Raw genomic sequence first — 26970 nt, 5'->3', positions numbered from 1 at the left:
CGGGTATAGGGCCGCGTTATGGGGCGCCGGCGGGCTCCAGCAGCACGTACAGGCCCATCACTGGCTTCTGCTGGTCCTCGCGCAGCGGCGCCTGCCAGGTCTGGCGCACCTGGAAGCCGTGCGCCCGGGCCAGGCGCTCCACATAGGCCGGGGCATGCGCGTAGCGCAGGCTGGGCCGCAGTTGCAGTTCTTCGGCGCCGGTGGCGAGTTCGACCGAGAAGGCGAAACAGCCCGAGGGCTGGAGGCGCTCGCGCACCGCGGCGAAGACGCCGTCGAGCGCGCCCACGTAGATGAACACGTCGGCGGCGATCACGAGATCGGCGGGCTCCTTCCGCGAGCGCAGGAATTCGAGCAGCTCGCCCTGCACCACCTGGCGGTAGGCGCCGCTGGCCCGCGCCTGCTCGACCATGGCCTGGGCCAGGTCTACGCCGTCCACCGCGTCGGCGTGCGGGCGGATGAGCTGGCCGCACAGGCCGGTGCCGCAACCCAGGTCCAGCACCAGCGGGTAGCGCCGGCCGCCCACGCGCAGCGGCGCCAGCAGGGTCTCATGCGCCTGGTACTTCAGCTGGTGGATCAGGTGGTGCTGGAAATCGTCGGCGTACTCGTCGAACAGCGCTTCCACGTAGGCGCGCGGCGGCTGCGGTGGCGTGGCCTCGCCGGCCTTCACCGAGGCCAGGTAGAAGCGGTGCAGGGTTTCGTCGCCACCGTGGGCCAGGGCCTGCTCGAAGCAGCGCGCGGCCTCGGCGTGCCGGCCGGCGTCGCGCAGCACGCTGCCGCGCTGGCTCCAGGCCTCGGCCAGGGTCGGGTCGAGCGCGAGCGCCCGGTCCAGCGCCGCCAGCGCGTCGTCGGGCCGGTCCAGCCGCAGCAGGCACATCGCCAGGGACAGGTGGATCTGCGCGGTGGACGCCCCCAGCCGCACGCCCTGCTGCAGCGCGTGCGCGGCGCCGGCCCAGTTCGACAGGGCTTCGTGCGAGAGGCCGAGCGCGACCCAGGCGTCGCGGTGGGTGGGGTCGGCCTGGGTGGCCTGCGCCAGCGTGGCCACGGCCTCGGGCCAGCGGCCCAGGCGGCACTGGGTGACGCCCAGGTTGGCCAGGATGGACGGCCGCCCCGGCACCAGGGCCAGCGCGGCCTCGTAGCGGCTCTGCGCCTCGTCGAGCCGGTCGGCCTCGAAGAGGGCGTTGCCTTCGAAGAAAAAGGCCTTGGCCTGTTCGGTGGGGTCGGTGGCGTTGCTCATGCGGCAACCTTACACCACCGCCCTCAGCTGTTCGGCCACGGCCGCCGCGAAGGCCGGGTCGTTGATGTGAAACGGCAGCGGGATCAGCCGGTGCGCGTCGCTCGCCTCGAACAGGCGCTCCAGCGTGTCGAACAGCACCGCGTTGGCCTCGGGCGCGTGGAAAGCCAGGCCGGGCGCGTCGATCATGGACAAGCCGCCCAGCGGCAGCAGCAGGCGCACCGGGCCCCGGGCGCGGTTGAGCTGTTCGGCGATGCGCCGCGCCGCCGCCTCCAGCTCCTGGGCGTTGCTGCGCATCAGCGTCACGTTGGCGTTGTGCACGTGGAAGGTGCGGCCCTGGTGCCGTTCGGGAATGGTGGACGGCGCGCCCCAGTTGATCATGTCCAGCGCGCCCACCGAGCCCACCCAGGGCAGGCCATGGCGCGCGGCGGCGTCGAGCCGGTTCGGCCCGGCGTCGCACACGCCGCCGGCCAGGTGCTGACCCACCTCGGTGGTGGTGATGTCGACCACGGCGCGCAGCATGCCGGCGGCGGCCAGGGCCTCCAGCGTGCGACCGCCCGCGCCGTTGGCGTGGAACACCTGGGTGTCGAAATCGGCCTCGAGCAGCCCGCGCACAGCCTGCACGCAGGGCGTGGTGACGCCGAACATGGTCAGGCCGATGGAAGGCTTGTCGGCCCCGTGGTCCGTCGGCGCGTGGTGCTGCAGCATGCCCACCAGCGCGTGCGCCGCGTTGGCCAGGATGGTGCGCGAGAGCCGGTTGAGGCCGGCGATGTCGGTCACCGGGTACATCAGGGTGAGGTCCACCACGCCCACGTAGGCCGAGACATCGCCGGCCGCCATGGTGGAGACCAGCAGCTTCGGCATGCCGATGGGCAGCAGGCGCATGGCCGGCGCGATCATGGAGCTGCCACCCGAACCACCCACGCCCAGCATGGCCTGGATCCCGCCCGCGCCCAGGCGCTCGCGCACCAGCGCGCTCAGCGCCTCGCTCATCGCGATCACCGCTTCGCCCCGGTCGGTGGGCTCGAACACGGCGGCCGCGCCCTTGGGGTGGTGCCGCGCCACGGCGGCGGCGTCGATGTCGGCCACGCCGCTCGCGCTGCGCGTGCCGATGTCCACCGTCAGCACGCGCACGCCGGCCGCGCGCAGCAGGCCGGCGAGGTAGTCCAGCTCGGCGGCCTTGGTGTCGAAGGTGCCCACCACCCACGCGGCGGCTGGCGCGGTGGTCATCGGGTCTTGCCGTGGTGCGCGTTGACGCACTCGAAGAAGGTGCGGAAGGTGCCTTTCACGCGCTCCACCGCCTCGGCCTCCTGGTCGGCCGGCACGTCCCACTCGGCCCACCACTCACCGAAGCAGCGGTTGCCTTCGGTGATGGGCAGCAGGTGCATCTCGGCCACGTAGTTCTTCCAGTCGGCGTCGATGTGCAGGATCCTGTAGCGGCAGCGGTGCGTGTCGTCGGACAGCGCGAGCAGCTGTTCGCGCAGGAAGCCGCCGCCGTCGCGCACGGTGAAGTGGCGCACGCAGCCGACCTGGTCGGCCGGTTTGCCGTCTTCGATGTAGGAGTTCTCGAAGTACGGGTGGTAGTTGCCGAGCGCGCCGAAGTCGCGCAGGTAGGCCCACGCCTCCTCCAGCGTCGCGTCCATCACCGCGCTCACGTAGACCCTGGCCATGTCCTGTCTCCTGTGGTGGTTCGAATTCAGAAAGTCACTTGCTTGTAGCGCTCCACGTGCGACTTGATCGCGATCTCCGTCGGCAGCCGTTCCATGCTGCTGGCGCCGTAGAAGCCATTGCAGTGTCGGCTGTGCTTGAGCACGTGGGCCACGTCTTCCGGGCTGGAGATCGGGCCGCCGTGCGCGATCACGATCACGTCCTTGCGCACCTTGCGCGCCGCCTCGCCCCACTCGTCGATGAGTTTCACCGATTCGTCGAGCGACTTGGCCGTGGTGGCGCCGATGGTGCCACCGGTGGTCACGCCCATGTGCGGCACGATGAAGTCGGCGCCGGCCTCGGTCATGGCCACGGCCTCCTCGGCGGAGAACACGTAGGGCGTGGTCAGCAGGTCGATGGCGTGTGCCTCGCCGATCATCTCGACCTCGGTCGCGTAGTTGATGCCGGTCTCCTCCAGGCTCTGGCGGAAATTGCCGTCGATGATGCCCACGGTCGGGAAGTTCTGCACGCCGGAAAACCCGAGTTCCTTGAGTTTCTTGAGGAACACCGGCATGACGATGAAAGGGTCGGTGCCGTTCACGCCCGCGATCACCGGCGTCTTCTTCGCCACCGGCAGCACCTCGCCGGCCATCTCGAGCACGATGTCGTTCGCGTTGCCGTAAGCCAGCAGGCCGGCCGAGGAGGCGCGTCCGGCCATGCGGTAGCGGCCCGAGTTGTAGATCACGATCAGGTCGATGCCGGCGGCCTCTTCGCACTTGGCGGAGATGCCGGTGCCGGCGCCCCCGCCGACGATGGGCTGGCGCTGGCGCACCATGTCCTGGAATTTCGCCATCAGGGCTTGGCGTTCGAAACGCGGCATGAAAATCTCCTTGAAACGGAAAACGGAAACGTGAAGGGGGCCGCGGGCTCAGGGCCCGGGGCGTGGGCGGGTTCTGAGCGCATCGATCGCACCGGCGATGCCGCTGCGGAACGAGAGCACGCACACCATGAAGATCAGGCCGGTGACCAGGGTCACCCAGCCGCCGAAGGCGTCGAGGTAGTACTGCAGGCCCACCACCAGCGTGGCGCCGATGGCCGGGCCGAACACGGTGTGCATGCCGCCGAGCAGGGCCATCAGCACCACGTCGCCCGAGAGGTGCCAGTGCACGTCGGACAGCGCGGCGAGCTGGAACACCAGGGCCTTCATGGAACCGGCCAGGCCCGAGAGCGCGGCCGAGAGCACGAACAGCGTGAGCTTGTAGCGCTCCACCGGGTAGCCGAGCGAACGCGCGCGCGGCTCGTGCTCGCGGATCGCCACCACCACGTGGCCGAACGGCGAGCGCACCACGCGGTGGATGAGCCAGAGGCCGGCCACGGTGAGCAGCAGCACCAGGTGGTACATGGCGGTGTCGTTGCGCAGGTCGATGAAGCCGAACAGCGTGCCGCGCGGGATCTGCTGCAGACCGTCTTCCGCGCCAGTGAAGGGCAGCTGCAGGAAGATGAAATACACCATCTGCGCCAGCGCCAGCGTGACCATGGCCAGGTAGATGCCCTGGCGGTGGATGGCCAGCGCGCCGAACACCGCGCCCAGCAGCGCCGCGAACAGCGTGCCGCCCAGCAGGCCCAGCTCGGGCGGCAGACCCCAGATCTTCACCACCAGGCCGGTGATGTAGGCCGCGCTGCCGAAGAAGGCCGCGTGGCCGAAGGACATCATGCCGCCGAAGCCGAGCAGCAGGCTGTAGGCACAGGCGAACAGCGCCATGCACAGCAGCTTCATGACGAACACCGGGTAGACCACCTGCGGCACCCAGGGCACCGCGAGCAGCAGCAACAGCAGCAGGACCCCGACGAAGGCCTTCTGCCAGGGAGCGAGCGAGCGGTTCATGCTGCACCTTCCTTGCCGAACAGGCCGCGCGGGCGGAACAGCAGCACCAGGGCCATGACGACGAAGATCACGGTGGTCGATGCCTCCGAATAGAAGACCTTGGTGAGCCCCTCGATCACGCCGATGCCCAGCGCGGTGACGATGGAGCCGAACACCGAGCCCATGCCGCCGATGACGACGATGGCGAACACGATGATCACGAGGTTGGAGCCCATGCCCGAGTTCACGTGCAGGATGGGCGCGGCCAGCACGCCGGTGAAGGCGGCCAGCGCGATGCCGCCGGCGTAGGTGAAGGTGAGCAGGCGCGGCACGTTCACCCCGAAGGACTGCGTGAGCGCCGGTTTCTCGGTGGCGGCGCGCAGCCGCGCGCCCAGCGGGGTGCGCTCGATCAGCCACCAGGTGAGCAGGCAGGCCGCGAGCGCCGCGAAGATCACCCAGGCGCGGTAGATCGGCAGCACCATGAAGCCCAGGTTGAACACGCCCTGCAGGTTGGACGGCACCGGGTAGGGCTGGCCCGAGGTGCCGAAGGCCACGCGAAAACCGCCTTCGAGCACCAGCACCAGGCCGAAGGTGAGCAGCAGGCCGTAGATCGGGTCCAGACCGTAGAGGCGGCGCAGCAGGCCGCGCTCGAACACGCCGCCCAGGCCACCCACCACCAGCGGCACCAGCAGCAGCGCGGCCCAGTAGCCCAGGCCCGCGTAGCGCTGCAGCATCCAGGCGCCGAAGGCACCGGCCATGAAGAAGGCCCCGTGCGCGAAGTTGACGATGCGCAGCAGGCCGAAGATCACGGCCAGGCCCAGGCTGAGCACGGCGTAGAAGCAGCCGTTGACCAGCCCCAGCATGACCTGGCCCGCGAGCACTGGCAGCGGCAAACCGAACACCTCCGTCATACAGCCTTCCTCTCTATGATGCGCAGGCCATGTCGATGAAACATCCCGATATCTCCACAGAAACCCATGTGCTGGGCGACGCCACCGTGCAGACGGTGGTGCGCGCCGAACATTGCGATGCCCTGGCCGCGCGCCACATCGCCCACGTGGCGGTGGTGGACGCGGCCGCGCCTTACACGGTGGTGCGCACGCACCTGAGCGGGGCCTTCATGCAGGTCTGCCTGAGCGGCGAAGGCCAGACCCTGCTCGACGGCCGCTGGTACCCGCACAAGCCCGGCAGCGTGAGCTTCGCGCCCGCGCACGTGCTGCACGCCTTCCATTGCGTGCCGGGCCAGCGCTGGCGGCTGGCCTGGGTGCGCTTCATGCCCGACTCGGTGCGCTCGGTGGACGGTGCCATGGCCCCGACCATGAGCCCGTTCGACGGCCAGGTGCTGGAGCACGCCATCCTCGGCCTGCACGGCGAGATGCAGGGCGCGGCCGACCCCGGCACCTGCGTGGTGTGGGTGGACGTGATCGAGCGCTACGTGGCCCGCCTGCTCGAACCGCTGCAGCGCGAGCCGCGCCTGGTGCCGGTGTGGAACGCGGTGAAGGCCGACCTGGCGCGCGACTGGACCCTGGCCGACCTGGCCAGCCTGGCCAACACCAGCGAGGAGCACCTGCGCCGCCTGTGCCAGAAGAACCTGGGCCGCAGCCCCGGCCGCCAGCTCGCCACGCTGCGCATCGCGCACGCGGCCCACCTGCTGGCCACCAGCGACGAGAAGGTCGAGGCGATCGCGCGCAGCGTGGGCTACGTGAACCCGTTCGCGTTCTCCAACACGTTCAAACGGTTGACGGGATTTCGCCCTTCCGATTACAGGATGCGCCATCTCTAGACTCCGATCCTGGCGGTGATCGCGTCGAAATCGCGCAGCAGCGTGGCCGCGTCGAAGGTGTCGGTGATGCGGCCCGATTCCATCAGGCAGTGCCGGTCGGCCAGCTCGGCCGCGAAGTGCACGTTCTGCTCCACCAGCACGATGGTGTAACCCCGGCCCTTGAGCTGGCGGATGAGCTCGCCGATGCGGTCCACGATCACCGGGGCCAGGCCCTCGGTGGGTTCGTCCAGCAGCAGCACGCGCGCGCCGGTGCGCAGGATGCGCGCGATCGCCAGCATCTGCTGCTCGCCGCCCGAGAGGTGCGTGCCGGCCGAGCCGGCGCGCTGCGCGAGGTTGGGGAACAGCTCGTACAGCGCCTGCTCGCTCATGCCGCCCTCGGCCACCACGGGCGGCAGGCGCAGGTTCTCGCGCACCGTGAGCGAGGCGTAGATGCCCCGGTCGTCCGGGCAGAAGGCCAGCCCCAAGCGGCCGATGTGGTGCGGCGCCATCCCGATGAGTTCCCGGCCCTGGAAGCGGATCGAGCCCTGGCGCCGGCCCATCATGCCCATCACGGTCTTGAGCAGGGTGGACTTGCCGGCGCCATTGCGGCCGAGCAGCGTGACCAGCTCGCCTTCGCGCACGTCCAGGCTCGCGCCGTGCAGGGCTTGGCTCGGCCCGTACCAGGCCCTCACGTCGCGCAGGGTCAGCAGCGGTTCAGCCATGCGGGGCCTCCGCCTTGTGGTGCTTGCGCTGGCCGCCATGACCATGGCCCAGGTAGGCCTCGACCACGCGCGGGTCGCGCGAAACGCTGGCGTAGTCGCCCTCGGCCAGCACCTCGCCGCGCGCCAGCACGGTGATGCGGTCGCACAGGTCGGCCACCACCGAGAGGTTGTGTTCCACCATGAGCACGGTGCGCCCGCGCGCGGCCTGGCGGATCAGCGCCGCCGCGTGGGCGATGTCCTCGGCGCCCATGCCGGCCATCGGCTCGTCGAGCAGCAGCACGCGCGGCTCCAGCGCCAGCGTGGTCGCCAGCTCCAGCGCGCGCTTGCGGCCGTAGGGCAGTTCACCGGCGCTGTGCTCGGCCCAGGCCGAGAGCCCGGCTTCGTCCAGCAGCTCGCGGGTGCGGCCGTCGTACTGGGCCAGCGCGCGGTCGCTGCGCCACCAGTCCAGCGAATGGCCGCGGCGGCGCTGCACTGCCAGGCGCACGTTCTCGAACACGCTGAGCTGGCCGAACACGGCCGAGATCTGGAACGAGCGCACCAGGCCCAGGCGCGCCACCGCGTCGGCCGGTGTGCGCGTGATGTCCTGGCCCTGGAAGCGGATGCGACCGGCGCTCGCGTCGATGAAGCGGGTGAGCAGGTTGAAGCAGGTCGTCTTGCCCGCGCCGTTGGGGCCGATGAGGGCGTGGATGCTGCCTTCGCGCACCGACAGGTTCACGTTCGAGACGGCGTGAAACCCGTTGAAGCTGCGCGAGAGGCCCTGCGTTTCGAGGATAGAAGACATGGTGGAGAGAGGCAATCAAGGGGCCGCTGCGCACGGCCGCTCCGAAGCGGCCGGCCCGCCCCCCGGTGGGGGGTATGCGGCTACACGCAGTGAGCAAGCAACGGGGGGCTTCTTACTTCTTGACCAGGTAGCAGGTGCTCTGCGCCAGCGGCATGAAGGCTTGCTCGCCGGGGATCGTCTTCACCAGCTTCAGGTAGTCCCACGGGTACTTGGACTCGGCCGGCGCCTTCACCTGCCACAGGTACATGTCGTGCACCATGCGGCCGTCTTCGCGGATCTTGCCGCCCTTGGCGAACATGTCGTTGATGGGCAGCTCGCGCATCTTGACCGAGACGGCGTCCGGGTCGTCGGAACCGGCGGCCTGCACGGCCTTGAGGTAATGCAGGGTGGACGAGTAGTCGCCCGCGTGCGCCATGTTGGGCATCTGGCCGCCCACGCGCTGCTGGTAGCGCTTGGCGAAGGCGCGCGTCTCGTCGTTCATGTCCCAGTACCAGGCGTTGGTGAGCTGCAGGCCCTGCGCGGTCGGCAGGCCCAGGGCGTGCACGTCCTGGATCCACAGCAGCAGCGCGGCGAGCTTCTGGTTCTTGGTCAGGCCGAACTCGTTGGCCGCCTTGATCGCGTTGATGGTGTCGTTGCCGGTGGAGGCCAGGCCGATGATCTTGGCCTTGGAGGCCTGCGCCTGCAGCACGTAGGACGAGAAGTCCGTCGTGCCCAGCGGGTGGCGCGCGGCGCCCACCACGCGGCCCTTGGCGTTGCGCACCACGTCACCCACCTGCTGCTCCAGGCCGATGCCGAAGGCGAAGTCCACCGTCAGGAAGAACCAGGTGTCGCCGCCGCCTTCCACGATGGCCTTGCCCGTGCCGTTGGCCAGGGCGTACGCGTCGTAGGTGTAGTGCACCGCGTAGGGCGAGCACTGCGCGTTGGTCACGCCCACGTTGGAGGCGTTGTTCACGATGGCGTGGCGCTTCTTCTCCTTCGCCACGCCGGCCACGGCCAGCGCCACGCCGGAGTTGGCGAGGTCGTTGATCATGTCCACGTTGCCCGAGTCGTACCACTCGCGCGCCTTCGCGGCGCCCACGTCGGCCTTGTTCTGGTGATCGGCGAAAACCACCTCGATCGGCTTGCCGAACATCTTGCCGCCGAAGTCCTCCACGGCCATCTTCACGGCCTCGACCGCGCCCTTGCCCGAGATGTCGGCGTAGACGCCGGAGATGTCGGTCAACACGCCGATGCGCAGCACGTCGTTCGACAGTTTGCCCTGCTGGGCGGTTTGAGCCTGGGCCACGCCCACGCTGGCGGCGGCGACAACGGACGCGGCGGCCCACAGTTTCAGATCCATGCTGCTTGTCTCCTGTTTTGGTGATGGCCCCGAACAAGGGTGTTCGAGTCGGGCCAATGCTAGGAGACGGGGGCCCCCTCAACCATGGTCTGAAGGCACAGGAATCTACTCAAAACCCACATGACCACTTCCACGCATCATGTGCCATCCCTTCAACGAGGACCACCCCATGCAGATCAAATGGCTGGAAGACCTGATTGCCCTGGCCGAGACCCAGAGCTTCGTGCGGGCCGCGGCTCGGCGCCATGTCACCCACCCCGCGTTCGGCCGGCGGATCCGCAGCCTGGAACAATGGGCCGGCGCGGAGCTGGTGTCGCGGGATGGCGCGCCGGTGAGCTTTACCCCCGCCGGAGAAACCCTGCTCCAGCATGCGCGGCAAGCGGTGGATGCACTGGCATCCGCCCGCAGCGAGATCCAGGACCACGCTTTCCCCGGGCAGAACGTTCTCACGCTGGCCACCGGCCGTACCCTGGCCCGGACGCTGGCCGCCGACTGGCTGTGGCGAATCAGGGCCCACACTGCCGGGGCGCTGGTCCATGTGCGCACCGGGTCGATGGGCGAGTCGCTGCAGCGCTTCGAGCGCGGCGATGCCGACTTCCTGCTGACCTACTACCACCCCGCCATCAGCGTGCGCCTGCAACCCTCCCGGTACCTGCAGCACACCATGGCACACGACCGGCTGGTGCCGGTGTCGCGCGCCAGCGCCGGCGGAAAGCCGCTCTACAACTTCTCGTCCAGCAAACCCGTGCCCTATCTGGCCTACGCCAACACGCTGGCGCTGGGACAGCTGGTCTCCGATCACCTCTCGAACCATGCCCAAGCCCCGCGTCTGACGCCCACTCTGCAATGCGATTCGGCCGACGCCCTGCTGGAGTACGTGCTCAAGGGACTGGGCGTTGCATGGCTGCCCTGGTCGCTGGTGGTGGGGGCCCACAAGGCAGGAAAGGTCACCCCGCTGGCCGGCAAGGCGCTGGAGGTCGTTTTCGAGATCCGGATGGTCCGCACCAAACGGCGCCTCTCATCGCTGGCGGAAAGGCTCTGGGAGGTCTCCTGCGTGGGCTGATGTCAAAAAGGCACTGAAAGGTGCCGTTTCAGCACCTTGGCGAAAGGCCCCGACACCAAGAATCGCGGTTGTTCAAAGAGGAGACCCACATGAGAAACCTTCACCGCGTCCTTTCCACCGTCCTGCCGATGGTGCTGTCCGTGGGCCTGGCGCCTGCCGCGCTGGCCCAGACCGGCGCCTATCCAGAGCGTCCGATCACGGTCGTGGTGGCCTACCCACCCGGCGGGAGCACCGACCTCACCGGCCGGGCCGTGGCCGACCAGCTGGCGAAGAAGCTGGGCGTCGCCGTCATCGTGGAAAACGTGGGCGGCGCGGGCGGTGCCATTGGCGCGCACAAGGTTTCGCGGGCGGCACCGGACGGCTACACGCTTCTCCTGGGGGCCAACAACGAGATCGCGATCAACCGCCTCATTTCGTCTTCGGTCAAATACAGCTACAAGGATTTCACGCCCATCGGGCTGGTGGCGTCGCAGCCCATGGTGCTGGTGGCCTCCACGCAGAGCGGCGTCAAGACGGTGGACCAGTTCATCAAGACGGTCAAGTCCAGGCCTGGCAAGTACATCTACGGCAGCTCCGGGGTGGGCACCGCGCTGCACCTGTCGGCGGAAATGGCCAAGCAGCAGGCCGGCCTTTTCATGTCGCATATTCCTTACCGCGGTGTCGGCCCGCTGACGACAGACCTGTACGCTGGCACGGTCGATTTCGGTGTGTACGTGCTCTCCAGCGGGCTGCCGCACATCCGCGGTGGCAAGGTGGTGGCCCTGGGCATCACCGAGAAGAAGCGCTCGGCCGTCGCCCTGGACATCGCGCCGCTGGCCGATCACCCCTCGCTCAACCAGATGGACATCAGTGTCTGGTTTGCCCTGATGGCGCCACCCAATCTGCCCGAGGCGATCACGGTGCGCCTGCGCAACGCGCTCGCCGAATCCCTGCAGACACCGGAGTTCCGCAAGAAGCTGGAGGACAGCGGGTCGACCGTGGCGCCGCTCAACGTCGAGATGAACGGGTTTCTCGCCACGGAGTCGGCGAAGTACCAGAAGATCGTCGACTTCGCGAACATCAAGGAATGAGCCATCCCATGTTCTCCCTCAGCCCTCCCGATCTCGGCCGCTGGCGCGTCGGCAACACCGGCGTCGAAGGCGTGTGGCACTTCGACACCGGCGTGGCCGGCCGCCGCGTCATGCTGAGCGCGCTGGTGCATGGCAACGAGTTGTGTGGTGCCTGGGCGGTGAAGGAACTCCTGGAGGCGGGCCTGCGGCCCGAGGCCGGTTCGCTCACGCTGGCGTTCTGCAATCTGGCGGCCTTCGACCGCTTCGACCCGGCCGACAGCGATGCATCTCGGTTCATCGACGAAGACATGAACCGGCAATGGACGCCAGAGCGCCTGCGCGGTGCCGACACCCGCGAACGCCAACGCGCTGCCGCCCTGGAGCCCTTTGTCGAACGCGCGCAATGGCTGCTGGACCTGCACTCCATGCACGAGCCAGGACAACCGCTCTCGCTGGTGGGGTTGCACCGGCGCAACCTGGCGCTGGCGCGCCAGCTGGGCGCGCCAGCGCACGTGGTCGTGGACACGGGTCATCAGGACGGGGTGCGCATGCGGGACTATGGCCAGTTCGGCCTGCCGGACGAGGACGCGCCCGACACGCGCTCCCTGCTCATCGAATGTGGCTATCACGGCGACCCGACCAGCCTCGATGTCGCCCGCGATCAGTGCGCGCGCTTCCTGCTTCAGGCCGGCACGGTCACGCATGCGGGCGCGCTCCGATGGATGCCAGGGTGGAGGCAGCCCGACGCCCCCCGGCAGTGGGCGCTGCACGTGACCGGGGCGGTGGTGGCGAGAAGCCCCCGCTTCTTCTTCACCGAGCGCTTCCTGGGTTTGGAGACGATTGCCCACGCGGGCACCGTCATCGGGGACAACGACGGCGAGCCGGTGGTGACGCCGCACGACGACTGTGTGCTCGTGATGCCCTCGACGCGGCAGGCCCGCCGGGGTGTGACGGTGGTGCGGTTCGCGCGCCGCGAAGCGCTCGACTGACCTCCCGCACGGCGTTTCGTCAGGCCGCGCCGCGCACCCCGCTGGCCACCAGCGCGCGGTAGTCCGAGGGCGTGTTGCCCACCGCGCGGCCGAAGAACTTGCTGAAGTAGGCCGCGTCGTCGTAGCCCAGTTGCTGCGCCACCTGCGCCACCGGCAGCGACGAATACGCCAGCAGGCGGCGCGCCTCCAGCATCAGCCGCTCGTGCAGGATCTGCAGCGCCGACTGGCGCGCCACGTGGCGGCAGGTGCGGCTGAGGTGGTCGGGCGTCACGCCCAGGGCCAACGCGTAGAAGCTCAGCGGCTCGTGCTCGCGGTAGTGCTGCTCGACCAGCGCGAGGTAGCGCTTGACCAGCGCGTCGCGCTCGCCCTGCCCGCGCTCGCGCTTGAAGTGCTCGCCGCGGCGGCGCAGGTATTGCACGGCGAGCAGCGTGGCGCTGGCCAGCAGCGCGTGCACGCGGCCCGGGTGCTGGGCGCGGAACTCGCGCGCCACCTGCGCGAAGAGGTTCGCGCATTCCGCCTCGTCCCCGTCCTGCAGGCGCGGCAACACGCAGGAGGTGCCCAGCCCGTCGTCCACCAGGTTCGAGCCGCCCAGCAGCTGGCGCAGCGTGGTGGTGGGCAGCGTGACCTGGTGGCCCACGGCGTCGGGCGTGTAGGTGAAGCCGTGCACCGAGCCTGGCGCGAGCAGCAGCATCACCGGGGCCTGGGCCTCGAAGTCCTGGCCGTCGATGGTGCCGCGCACGCTGCCGTGCGCGAGGAACTGGAACTGGTGCAAACCCTCGTGCCGGTGCGCCGGAATCGTCCAGTCCATTTCGGCGCCGCGCACCGCCACGGACTCGTAATGCAGGCAGTCGTCGGGCTGGTCGTGGCGGACTTCCCGGAAGGGAACGAGCAGCAAGGGGGAGGCGGTCATGGCAGGGGCGGGTGGCAGGCGATGCCGGAAAAGTACCTGAATCGGGCCGAAACGTCCATCGCTTCGGCGGCGCGGCTCGCGCATCATCCGCCTCCATGACACGCAACCCCCACCCCGACGCCGCGCTGCCGCCGGCGCCCGCGACCGCCGTCCCGCCCCTGCGCCTCACGGGGGCGCAGGCGCTGGTGAAAGTGCTGCTGGCCGAGGGCGTGGACACGGTGTTCGGCATCGTGGGCGGCAAGCTCTCGCCGCTGTTCCACGCGCTCAGCCGCGAGCCGCGCATCCGCTTCATCGGCGTGCGCCACGAAGCCGCCGGGCCGATGATGGCCGCCGCCGTGCACGCGGGCACCGGCCGGCTCGCGGTGGCCGTGGGCGAGCTGGGCCCCGGCGGCCTCAACCTCGCCGCCGGCCTGGGCGTGGCCTTCAACAACAACCTGCCGCTGCTGGCCGTCACCACCAACCAGCACCGCGCCTCGTCGTATCCGCACAGCGGTGTGTTCATGGACCTGGACACGGTGGCCGTGACCCGGCCCCTGACCAAATGGAACGCGGTCGTGCACGACGCGCGCCGCATGCCGGAACTCGCGCGGCGCGCCTTCCGCGAGGCCCTGGGCGGGCGGCCCGGCCCGGTGCACCTGGACATTCCGCAGGACGTGCTGGGCGAGGTGCACGCCTTCGCGGCCGACGAGTTCGACGTGGCCCCCGGGCGCTACCGCGCCACGCTCGGGCCGCGCCCGGCCCAGGCCTCGGTGAAGGCCGCGGTGCGGCTGCTGCGCGGCGCGCAGCGCCCGCTCATCGTGGGCGGTGGCGGCGTGGTGGCCGCCGGGGCCGCCACCGCGCTGCGCGCGCTGGCCCAGCGCCTGAACGCGCCGGTGGTGCCCACGCAGATGGCGCTGGGCGTGGTGCCCTCGGACAGCCCGCACTTCATCGGCCACGGCGGCATCATCGCGGGCGATTCGGTGAAACACGCCTTCGAGCGCGCGGACGTGATCCTCAGCGTGGGCTGCCGCTGGTCGTCGTGGATGTGGGACGCGCGCGGCGCGCTCGCGCGGCGCCACCACCGCCTCATCAACATCAACATCGACCCGTCTTCGCTCGGCCAGGCCGCGCTGCACGAGGTGGCCATGCAGGCCGACGCGGGCGAGGCGCTGCGCGACCTGCTCGCCGCCCTGGGCGACGGCGCCGCGCCGGCCGACGGCGCCTGGCTCGCCGAGCTGCGCGCGGTGCGCGCGGGGCACGAAGACCAGCTCGCGCGCATGGTGGCCGACCCCGACCCCGTGATGCACCCCGCCGCGCTGGCCAAGGCCCTGGGCGATGCGCTGCCGGCCGACGCGCTCGCGGTCTACGACGGCGGCCACACCACCTTCTGGAGCAACGACCTCACGCCGGTGCACGAGGTGCGCACGCGCTTTCACGAACCCGGCATGTCCCACCTGGGCTACGGCCTGCCGGCCGCGATCGCGCTGCAGACGCAGTTCCCCGGCCGCCCGGTGCTCAACATCACCGGCGACGGCGCCTTCGGCTTCACGCTCAACGAACTCGACACCGCGCGCCGCCACCGCCTGCCGGTGATCACGGTGGTGCACAACAACGCGGCCTGGGGCGTGATCCGCATGGGCCAGAAGGCCGGGCTCGGCTTCGAGATGGCCACCGGCCTGGAAGACACCGACTACGCGGCCATCGCGCACGGCTTCGGCTGCCACGGCGAGGTGGTCACGCGCGCCGCCGACGTGGCCCCCGCCTTGCAGCGCGCGATCGCCTCCGGCCTGCCCGCCGTGCTCGACTGCCGCACCCGCTTCGTGCCACACCCGGCGGTGGGCGCGTTCGTGGGCATGAACAAATACGGTTTCGCCTCGCTCACCCGGCTCGACCCGCCCTGACACCGGGCGCCCCGTTTTCCACAACAACAGGAGACAAGACATGCAACGCAGAACCCTGCTGCGCGCCAGCGCCGCCTTCGGTGGCCTGGCCACCACCGGCCTGCCCGCGTTCGCCCAGGCCCCGGCCGCCAACGCCACGCTGTGGTCGGGCTTTCCGGTCGGCGGCGGCCTGGGCGACCAGGTCGCGCGCCCGCTGATCGACCAGCTGCGCGGCAAGTACCCGCAACCCATCATCTACGACAGCAAACCCGGCGCGGGCGGCCGCATCGCGGCCGAGTTCGTCAAGCGCTCGGCGCCCGACGGCAACACCCTGTTCGGCTGCCCGAGCTCGGTCATGACGCTGCACCCGCACGTGTTCAAGAAGCTGCCCTACGACACGCTGGCCGACTTCACGCCCATCGCCGGGCTGTGCACCTACACCGCCGTCTTCACCGCCGGCCCGGGCCTGCCGGCCGAGATCCGCAGCGTGGCCGACTACCTGAAGTGGGCCAAGGCCAACCCGGCCCAGGCCAACTACGGCGTGCCGGCCACCGGCTCCTCGCTGCACCTGGCCGGCGCCATGCTGGGCAAGCAGTCGGGCGTGGACATGCAGGCCGTGCCCTACAAGGGCGGCGCGCCGCTGCTCACCGACCTGCGCGGCGGCCAGATCCCGGTCAGCTTCAACGTGGTCAGCGAGGTGCTGCCGCACATCCGCGCGGGCAGCCTGCGCGCGCTCGCGGTCTCGGCGCCCACGCGCTGGAAGGCCCTGCCCGACACGCCCACGCTGACCGAGCTCGGCTACAAGGACGTGGCCTTCGTCGACTGGCTCGGCTGGTACGGCCCGGCGGGCATGGAGCGGGCCAAGGTGGCCGCGCTCAACACCGCCGTGAACGACGCGCTGGCCTCGGCCGCGATGAAGGACGTGATCGACAAGAACGGCCTGGAGGTCATGCGCGTCACGCCCGAGGGCCTGGCCAAGGCCATCCGCGAGAACCACGCGTTCTGGGCCCACGTGGTCAAGGTCACCGGCTTCAAGCCCGAAGACTGAGCGTGGCAAGATCGCGCGCCCCTTTTTTCCCTTTCCGAACCGCCACCCCACCATGAGCCTCACCCTCGATCAAGCCCGGCAGATCCTCGACGCCGCCCTCGCCACCTCCAAGGAGAAGGCCTACGCGCCGATGGCCATCGCCGTGCTCGACGCCGCCGGCCACCTCAAGGCCTTCGTCAGCGAAGACGGCGCCAGCATGTTCCGCTTCGACATCGCCCAGGCCAAAGCCTGGGGCGCGGTCGGCATGGGCGTGTCCAGCCGCACGCTGAGCGAGCGCGCCAAGGGCAACCCCAACTTCTTCGTCTCGCTCGCGGCCACGGCCGAGGGCAAGTTCCTGCCGCAGACCGGCGCCGTGGTGATCAAGGATCCGCAGGGCCGGCTGCTCGGCGCGGTGGGCGCCAGCGGCGGCACCGGCGATGAAGACGAGCTGATCTGCCTGGCCGGCGTGGCCGCCGCCGGGCTGCAGGCCGGCTGATTCAGGCCTTCGGCAGGCCGCGCAACAAGACGTCGCAGAAGAACTCGGCCGGCGGCGAGAGCGGCAGGTCGGGCCGCCGCACCAGCACGATCGCCGGCGCCGGCAGCCGCTCGCGCACCGGGATCACCTCCAGCAGGTCGCGCGTCATCGCGAAGTCCATCCACTGCCGGGGCAGCATGGCCAGCAGGTCGGTCTGCACCAGCGCCACCTGCACCGACAGCGCCGAATGCGCGCTCAGCATCACGCGCGGCGCGGGCTGGCCGTGCGTGGCGAACAAGCGTGCCAGGTCTTCCTCGGCGTTGTAGTCGATGGTGGTGCTGGCCCAGTCGGCCCCGGCCAATGACTTCAGGCTGCGCACGCGCGCCAGCGGGTGGCCCTTGCGGCACACCACCACGCGGGTGTTGTCGCACAGGTGCTGCATGGCCAGACCCGGCGCGGTCTTCTGCCAGGGCGCCGCGCCGAGGTAGAAGTCCAGGCTGCCGTCGCGCAATGCGCCCTCCACCGCGGGCATCAGGCTTTCCGTGAGGTTGAGTTTGACCTTGGGGTAGGTCTTGCGGAACACCGACAGGGCATCGGGCAGCATGCCCAGGTGCGGCATGATGGACAGCGCCACCGACACCGTGCCTTCGTAGCCCGGCCCGGGGTGCTGCACCTCCTCGCGCGCGCGGCGCGCTTCGCTGGAGATCACGCAGGCCCGTCGGTGAAAGCGCACGCCTTCGGCCGTCAGCACCATGCCCGTGGTCTGCCGCGCGAACAGGCTCACCCCCAGCTCCCGCTCCAGCGCGCGCACGCTGCGCGTGAGCGCGGGCTGGGGCATGTCCAGCCGCCGCGCGGCCGAGCGCAGGCTGCCGTGTTCGACGATGGCCATCAGGTGCTGCAGCTGATCGAGTTTCATGCGCGGGTGTGTCTCCATGGGGATGCGATTTTCGTATCGCTTTCGCAATCACGCCATCTTATTGGAATCCTCGTGTTTGCCTAGAGTCCGCCTCAGCCCCACCGAGCGGGGACACCAAGACCAACGATCCGGAGACACGACATGACCTGCCTTTCCAGACGCCATGCCCTGCATGCGGCTTTCCTGCTGCTCATGCTGGGCAGCACCACCGCCATGGCCCAGGCCTGGCCCCACAAACCGGTGCGCATGATCGTGCCGGTGGGCGCCGGCTCCGCCCCCGACGTGATCGCGCGCATCGTGGGCGACAAGCTCGCCGCCGCCTGGGGCCAGGGCGTGGTGGTGGACAACCGGCCCGGCGCCGGCGGCATTCCCGGCATGTCGGCGCTGGCCCGCTCGGCGCCCGATGGTTACGCCATCGGCTTCGTGCCGGCGGCCATGGGCACCATCACGCCGCTGGTGTTCAAGAACCCGCAGTTCAACCCCGACACCGACCTCACCCCGGCCGCGACGGTGGGCATCAGCCCGCTGATGCTGGTGGTGCCGGCCGCCAGCGACATCCGCTCGGTGAGCGACCTCGCGAAACACGCCAAGGCCCAGCCCGGCAAGGTGAACTTCGCCGCGCCGCAACTCAACTCGCTGCCGCACCTGGCCGGCGAGATGGTCAGCAAGGCCGGCGGCATGGGCATGTTCACCGTGCCCTACCGCACCCCGCCGGAGGCCGTGGCCGCCGTGCTCGCGGGCGACGCGCTGCTCACCGTGGACGGCGTGCCGGGCCTGCTGCCGCACGTGAAGTCGGGCCGCCTGCGCGCGGTGGGCGTCACCTCGGCCAAGCGCCTGCCGGGCATCGACGCCCCCGCCGTCGCGGAGACCTACGCCGGCTACGAGGCCATCGGCTGGTTCCAGATCATCGTGCCCGCCGGCACGCCGGCCGCCATCGTCGAGCGCATCAACGCCGACGTGAACCGCATCACCGCCTCGCCCGAGGTCACCGCGCGCCTGGGCGAGCTGGGCGTGTACCCGCGCCAGGACAGCGTGGCCGGCGCGCGCGAGTTCTTCGTGCAGCAGCAGGCCGCGATGAAACACCTGGTGACCGAACTCGGCGTGCAGCCGCAATAAGCCGCCTCAACCCCACCGCCCGAGGGCACCGGTCACGCCGGTGTCCGGGATGAACTCACCCTTTCAACTGGAGAAACCCACCATGACCCCACGCAAAAAAGCCCTCGTGACCGGCGGCGGCACCGGCATCGGCCGCAGCGCCGTGCTGGCCCTCGCCCAGGCCGGTTACGACGTCGCCATCAACTACGCCTCCAGCGCCAAGGCCGCGCAGGCCGTGGCCGCCGAAGCCCAGGCCCTGGGCGCGAAGACCCTGCTGCTGCAATGCGACGTGAGCGACGACGCCGCCGTGCGCCAGATGCTGGCCCAGGTGGGCGAGGCCTTCGGCCACCTGGATGCGCTGGTCAACAACGCCGGCACCACCGCGACCTGGAAGGTGAAAGACCTGGAGAGCCTGAAGATCGACGAATGGGACCGCACCTTCGCGGTCAACGTGCGCGGCAACTTCCAGGTGAGCCGCGCGGCCGTGCCTCTGCTGCGCCAAGGCAAGGCGCAAGGCGGCGAGCCCTGCATCGTCAACACCGCGAGCATCGTGGGCCTGCGCCCCGGCCCGCAGCCCTTGCCCTACGCCGCGAGCAAGGCCGCCGTGGTGAGCCTGACCAAGATGCTGGCCTGGAACCTCGGCCCGGACATCCGCGTGAACGCCGTGGCCCCGGGCTGGATGGAAGGCGACTGGATGGAGCGCATGTTGGGCGACAAGTACGACGCCCTCATGGGCGCGCGCGCCAAGGCCACGCCGCTCAAGCGCTGTGTGACCGCCGACGACGTGGCCGAGGTGATGCTCAACCTGATCCAGGGCATGCGCTTCGTGACCGGCGAGGTCGTCGTCATCGACGGCGGCTTCACGAGCTCGACCTGATCGAACCACCCAGGAGACCCACCATGCTTGAAGGATTCGTTCCCTTCCCCCCCGAGTACGCCGCGCGCTACCGCGCCAAGGGCTACTGGCGCGACCAGTCGCTGGCGCAGGAGTTCGACGCCGTGTTCCGCCGCTACGCGGACCGCGTGGCGCTGATCGATGGCGACGTGAGCTTCACCTACGCCGAGCTCGACCGCGCCACCACCAACCTGGCGCTGAACCTGCTCGAACTCGGTCTGAAACCGTTGGACCGCGTCGTGCCCACGTTGCCCAACGTGCACGAGTTCGTGCTGCTGTACTTCGCGCTGCAGAAGATCGGCTGCATCCCGATCGCGGCGCTGGTCACGCACCGCTACGCCGAGATCAGCCAGTTCGTGCAGCTCTCGGGCGCGACCACCTGCGTCTACCCGGACACGGCGGGCGACTTCGCCTTCGCCCCGGTGATCGCCCGCGTGCAGGCGGAAAACCCGTCGCTGAAATTCCGCCTCGTGCTCGGCGAGGCCGGCCCGGGCGAGGTCTCGCTGCGCGAGCTGATCAACAAGCCCGCCACGCTGCCGGCCTCGCGCCTGGCCGAGATCCGCATCGACCCGACCGACCCCTGCATCTTCCAGCTCTCGGGTGGCACCACCGGCATCCCCAAGCTGATCCCGCGCACCAACAACGACTACGCCTACAACTCCAAGGTGGCCGCCGAGGTCACGGAGATCGACGCCGAGTCGGTGCTGCTGCTGGTGCTGCCGATCGCGCACAACCTGCCGCTGGCCTGCCCAGGCATCCAGGGCTTCCTGTTCCGGGGCGCCAAGGTGGTGCTGCACGCCAACACGCGGCCGGCGGAGATGTTCGCGCTGATTCAGAAGCACCGGGTGACGCACCTGAAGGTGGTGCCCGCGCTGCTGATCCGCCTGATCAACGACGACGCGGCCGAGGCCTTCGACCTCTCCAGCCTCAAGCTGATCCAGAGCGGCGGGCAGCGCATGCAGCCCGAGGTGCGCGCGAAGACGCGCGCGCTGATCCCCGGTGTGTTCGTGCAGGAGAACTTCGGCATGTCCGAAGGCACGCTGATGTTCGTGCGCGCCGGCGACCCGGAAGAGGTCAAGCTCGAGACCTGCGGCCGCCCGGTGTGCGACGACGACGAGGTGCTGCTGCTCGACGAAGAAGGCCGCGTGGTGCCCGACGGCGAGGTGGGCGAATTCACCGTGCGCGGCCCCTACACGCTGCGCGGCTACTTCGGCGTGCCCGAGTACAACGCGCGCCAGTTCACACCCGACGGCTTCTACCGCTCGGGCGACCTGATGCGCAAGCACCCCTCGGGCAACTACATCGTGGAGGGGCGCAAGAAGGACCTGATCAACCGGGGCGGCGAAAAGATCAGCGCCGAAGAGGTGGAGAACCTGATCCTGATGCACCCCGCCGTGCAGAACGTGGCCTGCGTGCCCATGCCCGACGCGGCCCTGGGCGAAAAGATGTGCGCCTTCGTGATCCTCAAACAGGGTCAGTCGCTGCACCTGAAGGAACTCGTGGGCTTCCTGCTCACCAAGGAAATCGCCAAGTTCAAGCTGCCCGAGCGCCTGGAGGTGCTGCCGGATTTCCCGGTCTCCACCTTCGGCAAGGTCTCCAAGAAGGCCCTGGGCGAACTGATCGCGCACAAGCACGCGGAAGAAGAGGCCGCGCGCCGCGTGCCCCACTGAACACCGAAAGAAAAGAGCCACCATGCGAATCATCGACCTGCACTGCTACCCCGGCACCCCGACCTGGATCGAGTCCCAGGGACCCTACCCCGCCGAACTGGCCCGCTACTGGAAACGGGACTGGGTCGGCAAGACCGAAGACGAGGTGATCGCCGAGTTCACCGGTGCCGGCGTCGAGGCCTGCCTCGTCGCGCTGGACCTGGAGACCACGGTCGCCGCGCCGCCCTGCACCAACGAATACGTGCACGGAATGTGGAAGCGCCACCCGAAGCGGGTCATCCAATGCTGGGGCGCGGTGGAGCCGGCCAAGGGCGAGATCGCGATGATCCAGGCCCGCAAGGCGATCCGCGAGCTGGGCTTCATCGGCTTTCACTTCCATCCCATCATGCAGCACTTCGCCGTGAGCGACCGGCGCTACTACCCGCTGTTCGAGGAGATCAACGCCATGGGCGCGGCGGTGATGATCGACGTGGGCACCACCGGCATGGGCGCCGGCATGCCGGGCGGCAACGGCGCGCTGGTGCGCCACGCCCACCCCAAGCACATCGACCAGCTCGCCGCCGACTTCCCGAACCTGAAGATCATCATGGCCCACCCCGGCTGGCCCTGGGTCGACGAGACCACCGCCGTGGCCTTGCACAAGGGCAACGTGTACTGGGAGATGTCGGGCTGGGCGCCCAAGCATTTCCCGGGCAACCTGAAGGTGGACATCCGGGGCCGGCTGCAGGACAAGATCATGTTCGGCAGCGACTACCCCAGCCTGCCCTACGAGCGCATCCTGCGCGAGTGGGACGAGCTGGGCTACAAGCCCGAGGTGATGGAAAAAATCATGCACGGGAACGCCGAGCGCGTGCTGGGCCTGTGAGCATGGACGCCTACCTCTGCGACGGCGTGCGAACGCCGATCGGCCGCTACGGCGGCGCGCTCTCGGGCCTGCGCACCGACGACCTCGGTGCCCTGCCCCTGCAGGCCCTGCTGGCACGCCACCCTTCGCTGGACCCGGCGCTGATCGACGAGCTGATCTACGGTTGCGTCAACCAGGCCGGCGAAGACAACCGCAACGTGGCGCGCATGAGCGCGCTGCTCGCGGGCCTGCCGGTGGAGGTGCCGGCGGTCACGGTCAACCGGCTGTGCGGCTCGGGCCTCGAAGCCGTGGCGCAGGCGGCGCGCGCGCTGCACGCGGGCCAGGCGCGGATCGCCGTCGCTGGCGGCGTGGAAAGCATGAGCCGCGCGCCGCTGGTGATGCCCAAGCCCACGGCCGCGTTCTCGCGCCACGCCGAGGTGCACGACTCCACCATCGGCTGGCGCTTCGTGAACCCGCGCATGGAGGCGCTGCACGGCGTGGACAGCATGGGCGAGACGGCCGAGAACGTGGCCCGGGAACACCGCATCTCGCGCGCCGACCAGGACGCCTTCGCGCTGCGCAGCCAGCAGCGCGCCGCGGCGGCACAACAATCGGGTGTGCTCGCGCAGGAGATCGTGCCGGTGTCGGTGCCCGGCCGCAAAGGTGCGGCCACGCGGGTGAGCGTGGACGAGCACCCGCGCGCCGACACCACGGCCGACAGCCTGGCCGCGCTCAAGCCCGCGTTCCGCCAGGGCGGCACCGTCACCGCCGGCAACGCCTCGGGCGTGAACGACGGCGCGGCCGCGCTGCTGATGGCCAACGAAGCGGCGGCGCAGCGCCACGGCCTGCGGCCGCTCGCGCGCATCGTCGGTTGCGCGAGCGCCGGCATCGCGCCGCGCGTGATGGGCTTCGGCCCCGTGCCCGCGGTGCACAAGCTGCTGGCGCAGACCGGCCTGCGGATGCGCGATTTCGACGTGATCGAACTCAACGAGGCCTTCGCGGCCCAGGGCCTGGCCGTCACGCGCGCGCTCGGCCTGCCCGACGACGCACCGCACGTGAACCCGAACGGCGGCGCCATCGCCTTCGGCCACCCCCTGGGCATGAGCGGTGTGCGCCTGGTGCTCACCGCGGCGCGGCAGCTGCAGCGCAGCGGCGGGCGCTACGGCCTGGTCACCATGTGCGTGGGCGTGGGCCAGGGCGTGGCCATGGCGATCGAACGCACGGGAGACACGCCATGAACGATCGACCCATCCGCCTCGAGCGGCGCGGCCATGTCGCGCTGCTCACCCTCGACCGGCCGGACACGCGCAACGCCCTGAGCGGCGAAGCCATGTTCGCGGCGTTCGAACAGACCTTCGCCGCACTGAACGCCGACCTGGGCGTGCGCGTGGCCATCCTCACCGGCGGGGGCACGGCCTTCTGCTCGGGCGGCAACGTGGCCGAGATGCGCGACCGCACCGGCATGTTCGCCGGCTCGCCCGAGCAGATCGCCCAGGGCTACCGCGAGGGCATCCAGCGCATCCCGCGCGCCTTCGAGGCGCTGCAGGTGCCCATCATTGCGGCGGTCAACGGCCCGGCCATCGGCGCCGGCAACGACCTGGCCTGCATGTGCGACCTGCGCATCGCATCGACCAACGCGCGCTTCGCCGAAAGCTTCGTCAAGGTCGGCATCATCCCCGGCGACGGCGGCTGCTGGCTGCTGCCGCGCGTGATCGGTCACGCGCGCGCGGCCGAGATGGCCCTCACGGGCGACACCATCGACGCCGAAGAGGCCCTGCGCTTCGGCCTGGTCTCGCGCGTGGTCGCCCCCGAGGCGCTGCTCGACGAGGCGTTCCGCCTGGCCGGTCGCATCGCGGCCAACCCCCCGCAGGTGCTGCGCTGGACGCGCCAGCTGCTGCAGCAGGCCCGCACCGGCACGCTGGACGAAGCGCTGATCGCCGCCGGCCGCCTGCAAGGCCTGGCCCACCACACGGCCGACCACGCCGAGGCGGTGGCCGCGTTCTTCGAGAAGCGCGCGCCCACGTTCACAGGTGGTGCGGCATGAGCGAGCCCATCCTGCTGGAAGAACGGCCCTTCGAGGGCGTGGCCCTGCTGCGCCTGAACCGCCCCGAGGTGTTCAACGCGCTCAACCTGGCCTTGCGCCACGCGCTGGCCGAGGCCTTTCGCCGGCTGGACGCCGACCCCTCGGTGCGCGTGCTGGTGCTGGCCGGCGGCCCGCGCGCCTTCTGCGCGGGCGCCGACCTCAACGAATACGTGGACGCCACGCCCATGGACCTGCTGGCGCGCCGGCACGACCTGCTCTGGGGCCCCATCGCCGCCTGCCGCAAACCGGTGATCGCGGCGGTGCGCGGCCACGCGCTGGGCGGCGGCTGCGAACTGGCCCTGCACGCCGACCTGATCCTGGCCGGGCGCAGCGCGCGCTTCGGTCAGCCCGAGGTGAAGGTGGGCATCATGCCCGGCGGCGGCGCCACCCAGCGGCTGACGCGCGCGCTGGGCAAGTTCGGCGCGATGAAGCTGCTGCTGCTCGGCGAGCCGATCGGCGCGGAGGCCGCCCTGCACGGCGGCCTGGTGGCCGAGGTGCTCGACGACGACGCCGTGGACGCCACCGCCCTGGCGCTGGCGCAGCAGCTGGGCGAGCTGCCGGCGGTGGCGCTGCGCCTGATCAAGGAGTCGGTGCTGATGGCGATGGAGACGCCGCTGTCGGCCGGCCTGGAGTACGAGCGCAACGCCTTCCAGACCGCCTTCGCCAGCCCCGACAAGCACGAGGGCATGCGCGCCCGGCTGGACAAGCGGCCCGCGCGGTTTTCCCGCTAGGGCCGCAGCCCCTCGTTCGCCTCGCGCCGGTTCACCTCGTGGAACAGGCCGCGCAGCCAGCGATTCGCCGGGTCGTGCTGCATGCGGCGGTGCCAGAACTGCTGCACGTCGATCACCGGCACCGCGAAGGGCAAGGCGATGCGGCGGATCGCGATGTGGCGCTCCATCACGGTCGCGATGTCCTCCGGCACCGTGGCCACCAGGTCGGTGCCGGGCAGCAGCGAGAGCAGGCTCATGAAGTGCGACAGCTCCAGCGTCACGTGGCGCTGCCAGCCCTTGTCGTCGAGGTAACGGTCCAGCAGGTGCTCGCGCCCGTCGGGCCGCACCACCACGTGCCGCGCCGCCAGGTACTGCCGCTGCGTCATGCGCTCCACCGCCGGCCCGGCGTGCGCGCAGGTCACACACGCGTAGGAGGTCTTGAACAGCGCCTGCTGGAAGAAGCCGGCCTTGTGCAGGTCGGGGAAAAAGCCCACGGCCAGGTCGCCCTCGCCCGACTCCAGCGCCTCGGCGGCGGCGAAGCGCGTGCGCGCCGTGGCCCGCAGGCGCACCTGCGGCGCCTCCTGCCGCAGGCGGCGCAGCACGCCGGGCAGGAAGGCCACCTCGCCGATGTCGGGCGTGAGGATGGTGAAGGTGCGCTCGGCCCGCGCGGGGTCGAAGCTGGCCTTCTGCAGGATCTCGGCGTTGATCGCCTCCACCACCCGGTGCACCGCGGGCGCGAGCTCCATGGCGCGCGGCGTGGGCTTCATCTGCGCGCCGGCGCGCACGAACAGCGCGTCGTCGAACACGGTGCGCAGCCGCGCCAGCGCCGCGCTGGTGGCCGGCTGGCTCAGGCCCAGGGCTTCGCCCGCGCGGCCCACGCTGCAATGCCGGGCCATGGCGTCGAACACCACGAGCAGGTTCAGGTCCACGGTTCGAATATCCATGGCATGGATTCTATGAATCCATGGAGGCGTCTGGTCATCCATGGCGTTGATCCCTAGCATCCGCTGCGGATTCATCCCAACACCATCGGCACCGCACGCACGGCGCCCAGGAGACAAGACCATGAAACGCAGAGACTTCGCGGGAGCCGCGCTCCTCTTGCCGCTGGCCGGCGCCTTGCACGCCCAGGCCCCGGCCTGGCCGCAGCGGCCGGTGAAATTCATCCTGTCGCAGCCGGCCGGCGCCGGCCCCGACATCCTGGCGCGCTACATCGGCGAGCAGCTTGCCCGCCTGTGGAACCAGGGCGTGGTGGTGGAGAACCGCCCGGGCGGCCAGAACGTGATCGGCGCGCAGGCCGCCGCGCGCTCGGCCGCCGACGGCTACACCTTCTACTACGCCACCACGGCCGCGATGGTGACCAACGCCTTCACCTTCAAGGCCCTGCCCTACGACCCCGTGAAGGACTTCGCGCCGGTGCGCCTGGTGGGCCGCAGCCCCTTCGTGATCGCCACCAGCAGCGCCGCGCCGTTCAAGGACCTGGCCCAGGCCCTGGCCGCCGCCAAGGCGCAGCCGGGCGCCGTCACCATCGGCACCGAAGGGCCCAAGACCTTCTCCGGCATGCTGGCCGACAGCGTGGCCGTCAAGGGCGGTGTGAAGCTCAACCACGTGTCGTACACCAAGGGACCGGAAGCGATCCAGGACCTGATCGGCGGCCGCATCCAGCTGGTGTGCCTGCCCGACGCGGCGCTCACCGCCTTCATCAAGAGTGGCCAATTGCGCGCGCTGGCGATCAGCACCGCGCAGCGCCAGCCCGACATGCCCAATGTGCCGGCGCTCGCCGAAACCTTCCCCGGTTTCGAGTACACCGGCTGGAACGGCCTCTTCGCGCCCGCCGGCACGCCGGCCGACGTGGTGGCCCGCGTGAACCGCGACCTGGAGACCGTGCTGCGCCAGCCCGAGGTGGCGCAGCGCCTGCAGACGCTGGGCTCGCTGGCCGAACCGAAGATGTCGGTGCCCGAGTTCGAGGCCTTCATGCGCGGCGAGCACGAGCGCTGGCGCGAGGTGATCAAGTCCCTCGGCATCACGGCGGAGTGAAC

The 26970-nt window shown here is 70.3% G+C and carries 27 protein-coding genes; 15 read left to right on the top strand and 12 right to left on the bottom strand.

Annotated elements, in window-relative coordinates; genetic code table 11:
- Positions 1 to 16: 16 nt before the first annotated feature.
- From AC1Q9M_RS12880 to AC1Q9M_RS12855, 6 genes are read right to left on the bottom strand one after another with little or no spacing between them, the layout of a single operon-like run.
- Positions 17 to 1234 (bottom strand): tetratricopeptide repeat protein, encoded by a 1218-nt coding sequence (locus tag AC1Q9M_RS12880; RefSeq protein ID WP_492434141.1) that lies wholly within the window; start codon positions 1232 to 1234, stop codon positions 17 to 19.
- 9 nt (positions 1235 to 1243) lie between these two features.
- Positions 1244 to 2461, bottom strand: a complete 1218-nt coding sequence (locus tag AC1Q9M_RS12875; protein ID WP_382321894.1) for a Tm-1-like ATP-binding domain-containing protein — start codon at positions 2459 to 2461, stop codon at positions 1244 to 1246.
- Positions 2458 to 2901, bottom strand: coding sequence for an SRPBCC family protein (locus tag AC1Q9M_RS12870; protein WP_382154270.1), 444 nt, complete (start codon positions 2899 to 2901; stop codon positions 2458 to 2460). The genes AC1Q9M_RS12875 and AC1Q9M_RS12870 overlap by 4 nt, the downstream gene beginning before the upstream one ends.
- Positions 2902 to 2927: 26 nt before the next feature.
- Positions 2928 to 3758 carry a phosphoenolpyruvate hydrolase family protein gene (locus AC1Q9M_RS12865; protein ID WP_382328231.1) on the bottom strand — a complete coding sequence of 277 codons (831 nt, stop codon included), beginning with the start codon at positions 3756 to 3758 and terminating at the stop codon, positions 2928 to 2930.
- 48 nt (positions 3759 to 3806) lie between these two features.
- Positions 3807 to 4763: a branched-chain amino acid ABC transporter permease gene (locus tag AC1Q9M_RS12860; RefSeq protein ID WP_382321895.1), complete on the bottom strand. Its 957-nt coding sequence runs from the start codon at positions 4761 to 4763 to the stop codon at positions 3807 to 3809.
- Positions 4760 to 5653: a branched-chain amino acid ABC transporter permease gene (locus AC1Q9M_RS12855; RefSeq protein ID WP_382321896.1), complete on the bottom strand. Its 894-nt coding sequence runs from the start codon at positions 5651 to 5653 to the stop codon at positions 4760 to 4762. Before AC1Q9M_RS12855 ends, AC1Q9M_RS12860 begins: the two co-directional genes overlap by 4 nt.
- A 35-nt stretch (positions 5654 to 5688) precedes the next feature.
- Between AC1Q9M_RS12855 and AC1Q9M_RS12850 the strand changes: the two genes are divergently transcribed.
- Complete coding sequence (locus AC1Q9M_RS12850; protein ID WP_492434137.1) at positions 5689 to 6525, top strand: helix-turn-helix transcriptional regulator; 837 nt, start codon at positions 5689 to 5691, stop codon at positions 6523 to 6525.
- Here AC1Q9M_RS12850 and AC1Q9M_RS12845 read toward each other — a convergent pair.
- From AC1Q9M_RS12845 to AC1Q9M_RS12835, 3 genes are all read right to left on the bottom strand, one after another.
- The gene (locus tag AC1Q9M_RS12845) at positions 6522 to 7226 is read right to left on the bottom strand and encodes an ABC transporter ATP-binding protein (protein WP_492434135.1); all 705 of its coding nucleotides are present in this window, start codon (positions 7224 to 7226) and stop codon (positions 6522 to 6524) included. The genes AC1Q9M_RS12850 and AC1Q9M_RS12845 overlap by 4 nt on opposite strands.
- On the bottom strand, positions 7219 to 8007 hold the full coding sequence (locus AC1Q9M_RS12840) for an ABC transporter ATP-binding protein (protein ID WP_492434133.1): 789 nt from the start codon (positions 8005 to 8007) through the stop codon (positions 7219 to 7221). Before AC1Q9M_RS12840 ends, AC1Q9M_RS12845 begins: the two co-directional genes overlap by 8 nt.
- A 112-nt stretch (positions 8008 to 8119) precedes the next feature.
- Complete coding sequence (locus tag AC1Q9M_RS12835; protein WP_382321899.1) at positions 8120 to 9346, bottom strand: ABC transporter substrate-binding protein; 1227 nt, start codon at positions 9344 to 9346, stop codon at positions 8120 to 8122.
- 169 nt (positions 9347 to 9515) lie between these two features.
- Between AC1Q9M_RS12835 and AC1Q9M_RS12830 the strand changes: the two genes are divergently transcribed.
- The 3 genes from AC1Q9M_RS12830 (at position 9516) to AC1Q9M_RS12820 (ending at position 12447) form a co-directional block, all read left to right on the top strand.
- Positions 9516 to 10409: a LysR family transcriptional regulator gene (locus AC1Q9M_RS12830; protein WP_492434131.1), complete on the top strand. Its 894-nt coding sequence runs from the start codon at positions 9516 to 9518 to the stop codon at positions 10407 to 10409.
- 89 nt (positions 10410 to 10498) lie between these two features.
- On the top strand, positions 10499 to 11479 hold the full coding sequence (locus AC1Q9M_RS12825; protein WP_382321903.1) for a Bug family tripartite tricarboxylate transporter substrate binding protein: 981 nt from the start codon (positions 10499 to 10501) through the stop codon (positions 11477 to 11479).
- 8 nt (positions 11480 to 11487) lie between these two features.
- Entirely contained in the window at positions 11488 to 12447 is a 960-nt protein-coding gene (locus tag AC1Q9M_RS12820; protein ID WP_444687408.1) for a M14 family metallopeptidase, read from the top strand.
- Between the two features lie 19 nt (positions 12448 to 12466).
- Here the strand turns inward: AC1Q9M_RS12820 and AC1Q9M_RS12815 are convergent, their stop codons facing one another.
- Positions 12467 to 13357: an AraC family transcriptional regulator gene (locus AC1Q9M_RS12815; RefSeq protein ID WP_382321905.1), complete on the bottom strand. Its 891-nt coding sequence runs from the start codon at positions 13355 to 13357 to the stop codon at positions 12467 to 12469.
- Between the two features lie 95 nt (positions 13358 to 13452).
- On the opposite strand from AC1Q9M_RS12815, the gene AC1Q9M_RS12810 reads away from it, so the two are divergent.
- From AC1Q9M_RS12810 to AC1Q9M_RS12800, 3 genes are read left to right on the top strand one after another with little or no spacing between them, the layout of a single operon-like run.
- Positions 13453 to 15237: a thiamine pyrophosphate-binding protein gene (locus tag AC1Q9M_RS12810; protein WP_492434128.1), complete on the top strand. Its 1785-nt coding sequence runs from the start codon at positions 13453 to 13455 to the stop codon at positions 15235 to 15237.
- Between the two features lie 40 nt (positions 15238 to 15277).
- Positions 15278 to 16264: a Bug family tripartite tricarboxylate transporter substrate binding protein gene (locus AC1Q9M_RS12805; RefSeq protein ID WP_382321907.1), complete on the top strand. Its 987-nt coding sequence runs from the start codon at positions 15278 to 15280 to the stop codon at positions 16262 to 16264.
- Positions 16265 to 16316: 52 nt separating this feature from the next.
- Positions 16317 to 16739: a GlcG/HbpS family heme-binding protein gene (locus AC1Q9M_RS12800; protein ID WP_382154235.1), complete on the top strand. Its 423-nt coding sequence runs from the start codon at positions 16317 to 16319 to the stop codon at positions 16737 to 16739.
- 1 nt (position 16740) lies between these two features.
- Here the strand turns inward: AC1Q9M_RS12800 and AC1Q9M_RS12795 are convergent, their stop codons facing one another.
- On the bottom strand, positions 16741 to 17634 hold the full coding sequence (locus AC1Q9M_RS12795) for a LysR family transcriptional regulator (RefSeq protein ID WP_382154232.1): 894 nt from the start codon (positions 17632 to 17634) through the stop codon (positions 16741 to 16743).
- Positions 17635 to 17775: 141 nt separating this feature from the next.
- Here AC1Q9M_RS12795 and AC1Q9M_RS12790 point away from each other — a divergent pair, with 141 nt between their 5' ends.
- The 7 genes from AC1Q9M_RS12790 to AC1Q9M_RS12760 all read left to right on the top strand — a co-directional run bounded on the left by AC1Q9M_RS12790 (position 17776) and on the right by AC1Q9M_RS12760 (position 24952).
- On the top strand, positions 17776 to 18750 hold the full coding sequence (locus tag AC1Q9M_RS12790; protein ID WP_492434125.1) for a Bug family tripartite tricarboxylate transporter substrate binding protein: 975 nt from the start codon (positions 17776 to 17778) through the stop codon (positions 18748 to 18750).
- A gap of 82 nt (positions 18751 to 18832) precedes the next feature.
- Positions 18833 to 19606, top strand: coding sequence for an SDR family NAD(P)-dependent oxidoreductase (locus tag AC1Q9M_RS12785; RefSeq protein ID WP_382321911.1), 774 nt, complete (start codon positions 18833 to 18835; stop codon positions 19604 to 19606).
- A gap of 23 nt (positions 19607 to 19629) precedes the next feature.
- A complete protein-coding gene (locus tag AC1Q9M_RS12780; RefSeq protein WP_492434123.1) occupies positions 19630 to 21294 on the top strand; it encodes a (2,3-dihydroxybenzoyl)adenylate synthase in 1665 nt (554 codons plus the stop codon).
- Between the two features lie 22 nt (positions 21295 to 21316).
- A complete protein-coding gene (locus AC1Q9M_RS12775) occupies positions 21317 to 22159 on the top strand; it encodes an amidohydrolase family protein (RefSeq protein ID WP_444687413.1) in 843 nt (280 codons plus the stop codon).
- 2 nt (positions 22160 to 22161) lie between these two features.
- Entirely contained in the window at positions 22162 to 23376 is a 1215-nt protein-coding gene (pcaF, locus tag AC1Q9M_RS12770; protein WP_444687414.1) for a 3-oxoadipyl-CoA thiolase, read from the top strand.
- Positions 23373 to 24182 carry a crotonase/enoyl-CoA hydratase family protein gene (locus tag AC1Q9M_RS12765; RefSeq protein WP_492434120.1) on the top strand — a complete coding sequence of 270 codons (810 nt, stop codon included), beginning with the start codon at positions 23373 to 23375 and terminating at the stop codon, positions 24180 to 24182. Before pcaF ends, AC1Q9M_RS12765 begins: the two co-directional genes overlap by 4 nt.
- A complete protein-coding gene (locus AC1Q9M_RS12760; protein WP_492434118.1) occupies positions 24179 to 24952 on the top strand; it encodes an enoyl-CoA hydratase-related protein in 774 nt (257 codons plus the stop codon). Before AC1Q9M_RS12765 ends, AC1Q9M_RS12760 begins: the two co-directional genes overlap by 4 nt.
- Here AC1Q9M_RS12760 and AC1Q9M_RS12755 read toward each other — a convergent pair.
- Positions 24949 to 25875 (bottom strand): LysR family transcriptional regulator, encoded by a 927-nt coding sequence (locus AC1Q9M_RS12755; protein WP_492434116.1) that lies wholly within the window; start codon positions 25873 to 25875, stop codon positions 24949 to 24951. The genes AC1Q9M_RS12760 and AC1Q9M_RS12755 overlap by 4 nt on opposite strands.
- 121 nt (positions 25876 to 25996) lie before the next feature.
- On the opposite strand from AC1Q9M_RS12755, the gene AC1Q9M_RS12750 reads away from it, so the two are divergent.
- Positions 25997 to 26968: a Bug family tripartite tricarboxylate transporter substrate binding protein gene (locus tag AC1Q9M_RS12750; protein ID WP_492434114.1), complete on the top strand. Its 972-nt coding sequence runs from the start codon at positions 25997 to 25999 to the stop codon at positions 26966 to 26968.
- Positions 26969 to 26970: the final 2 nt, after the last annotated feature.

The organism is Hydrogenophaga sp. GW823-FHT04C09 (assembly GCF_058796355.1).
This window is presented reverse-complemented; position numbering and strand designations above follow the sequence as displayed.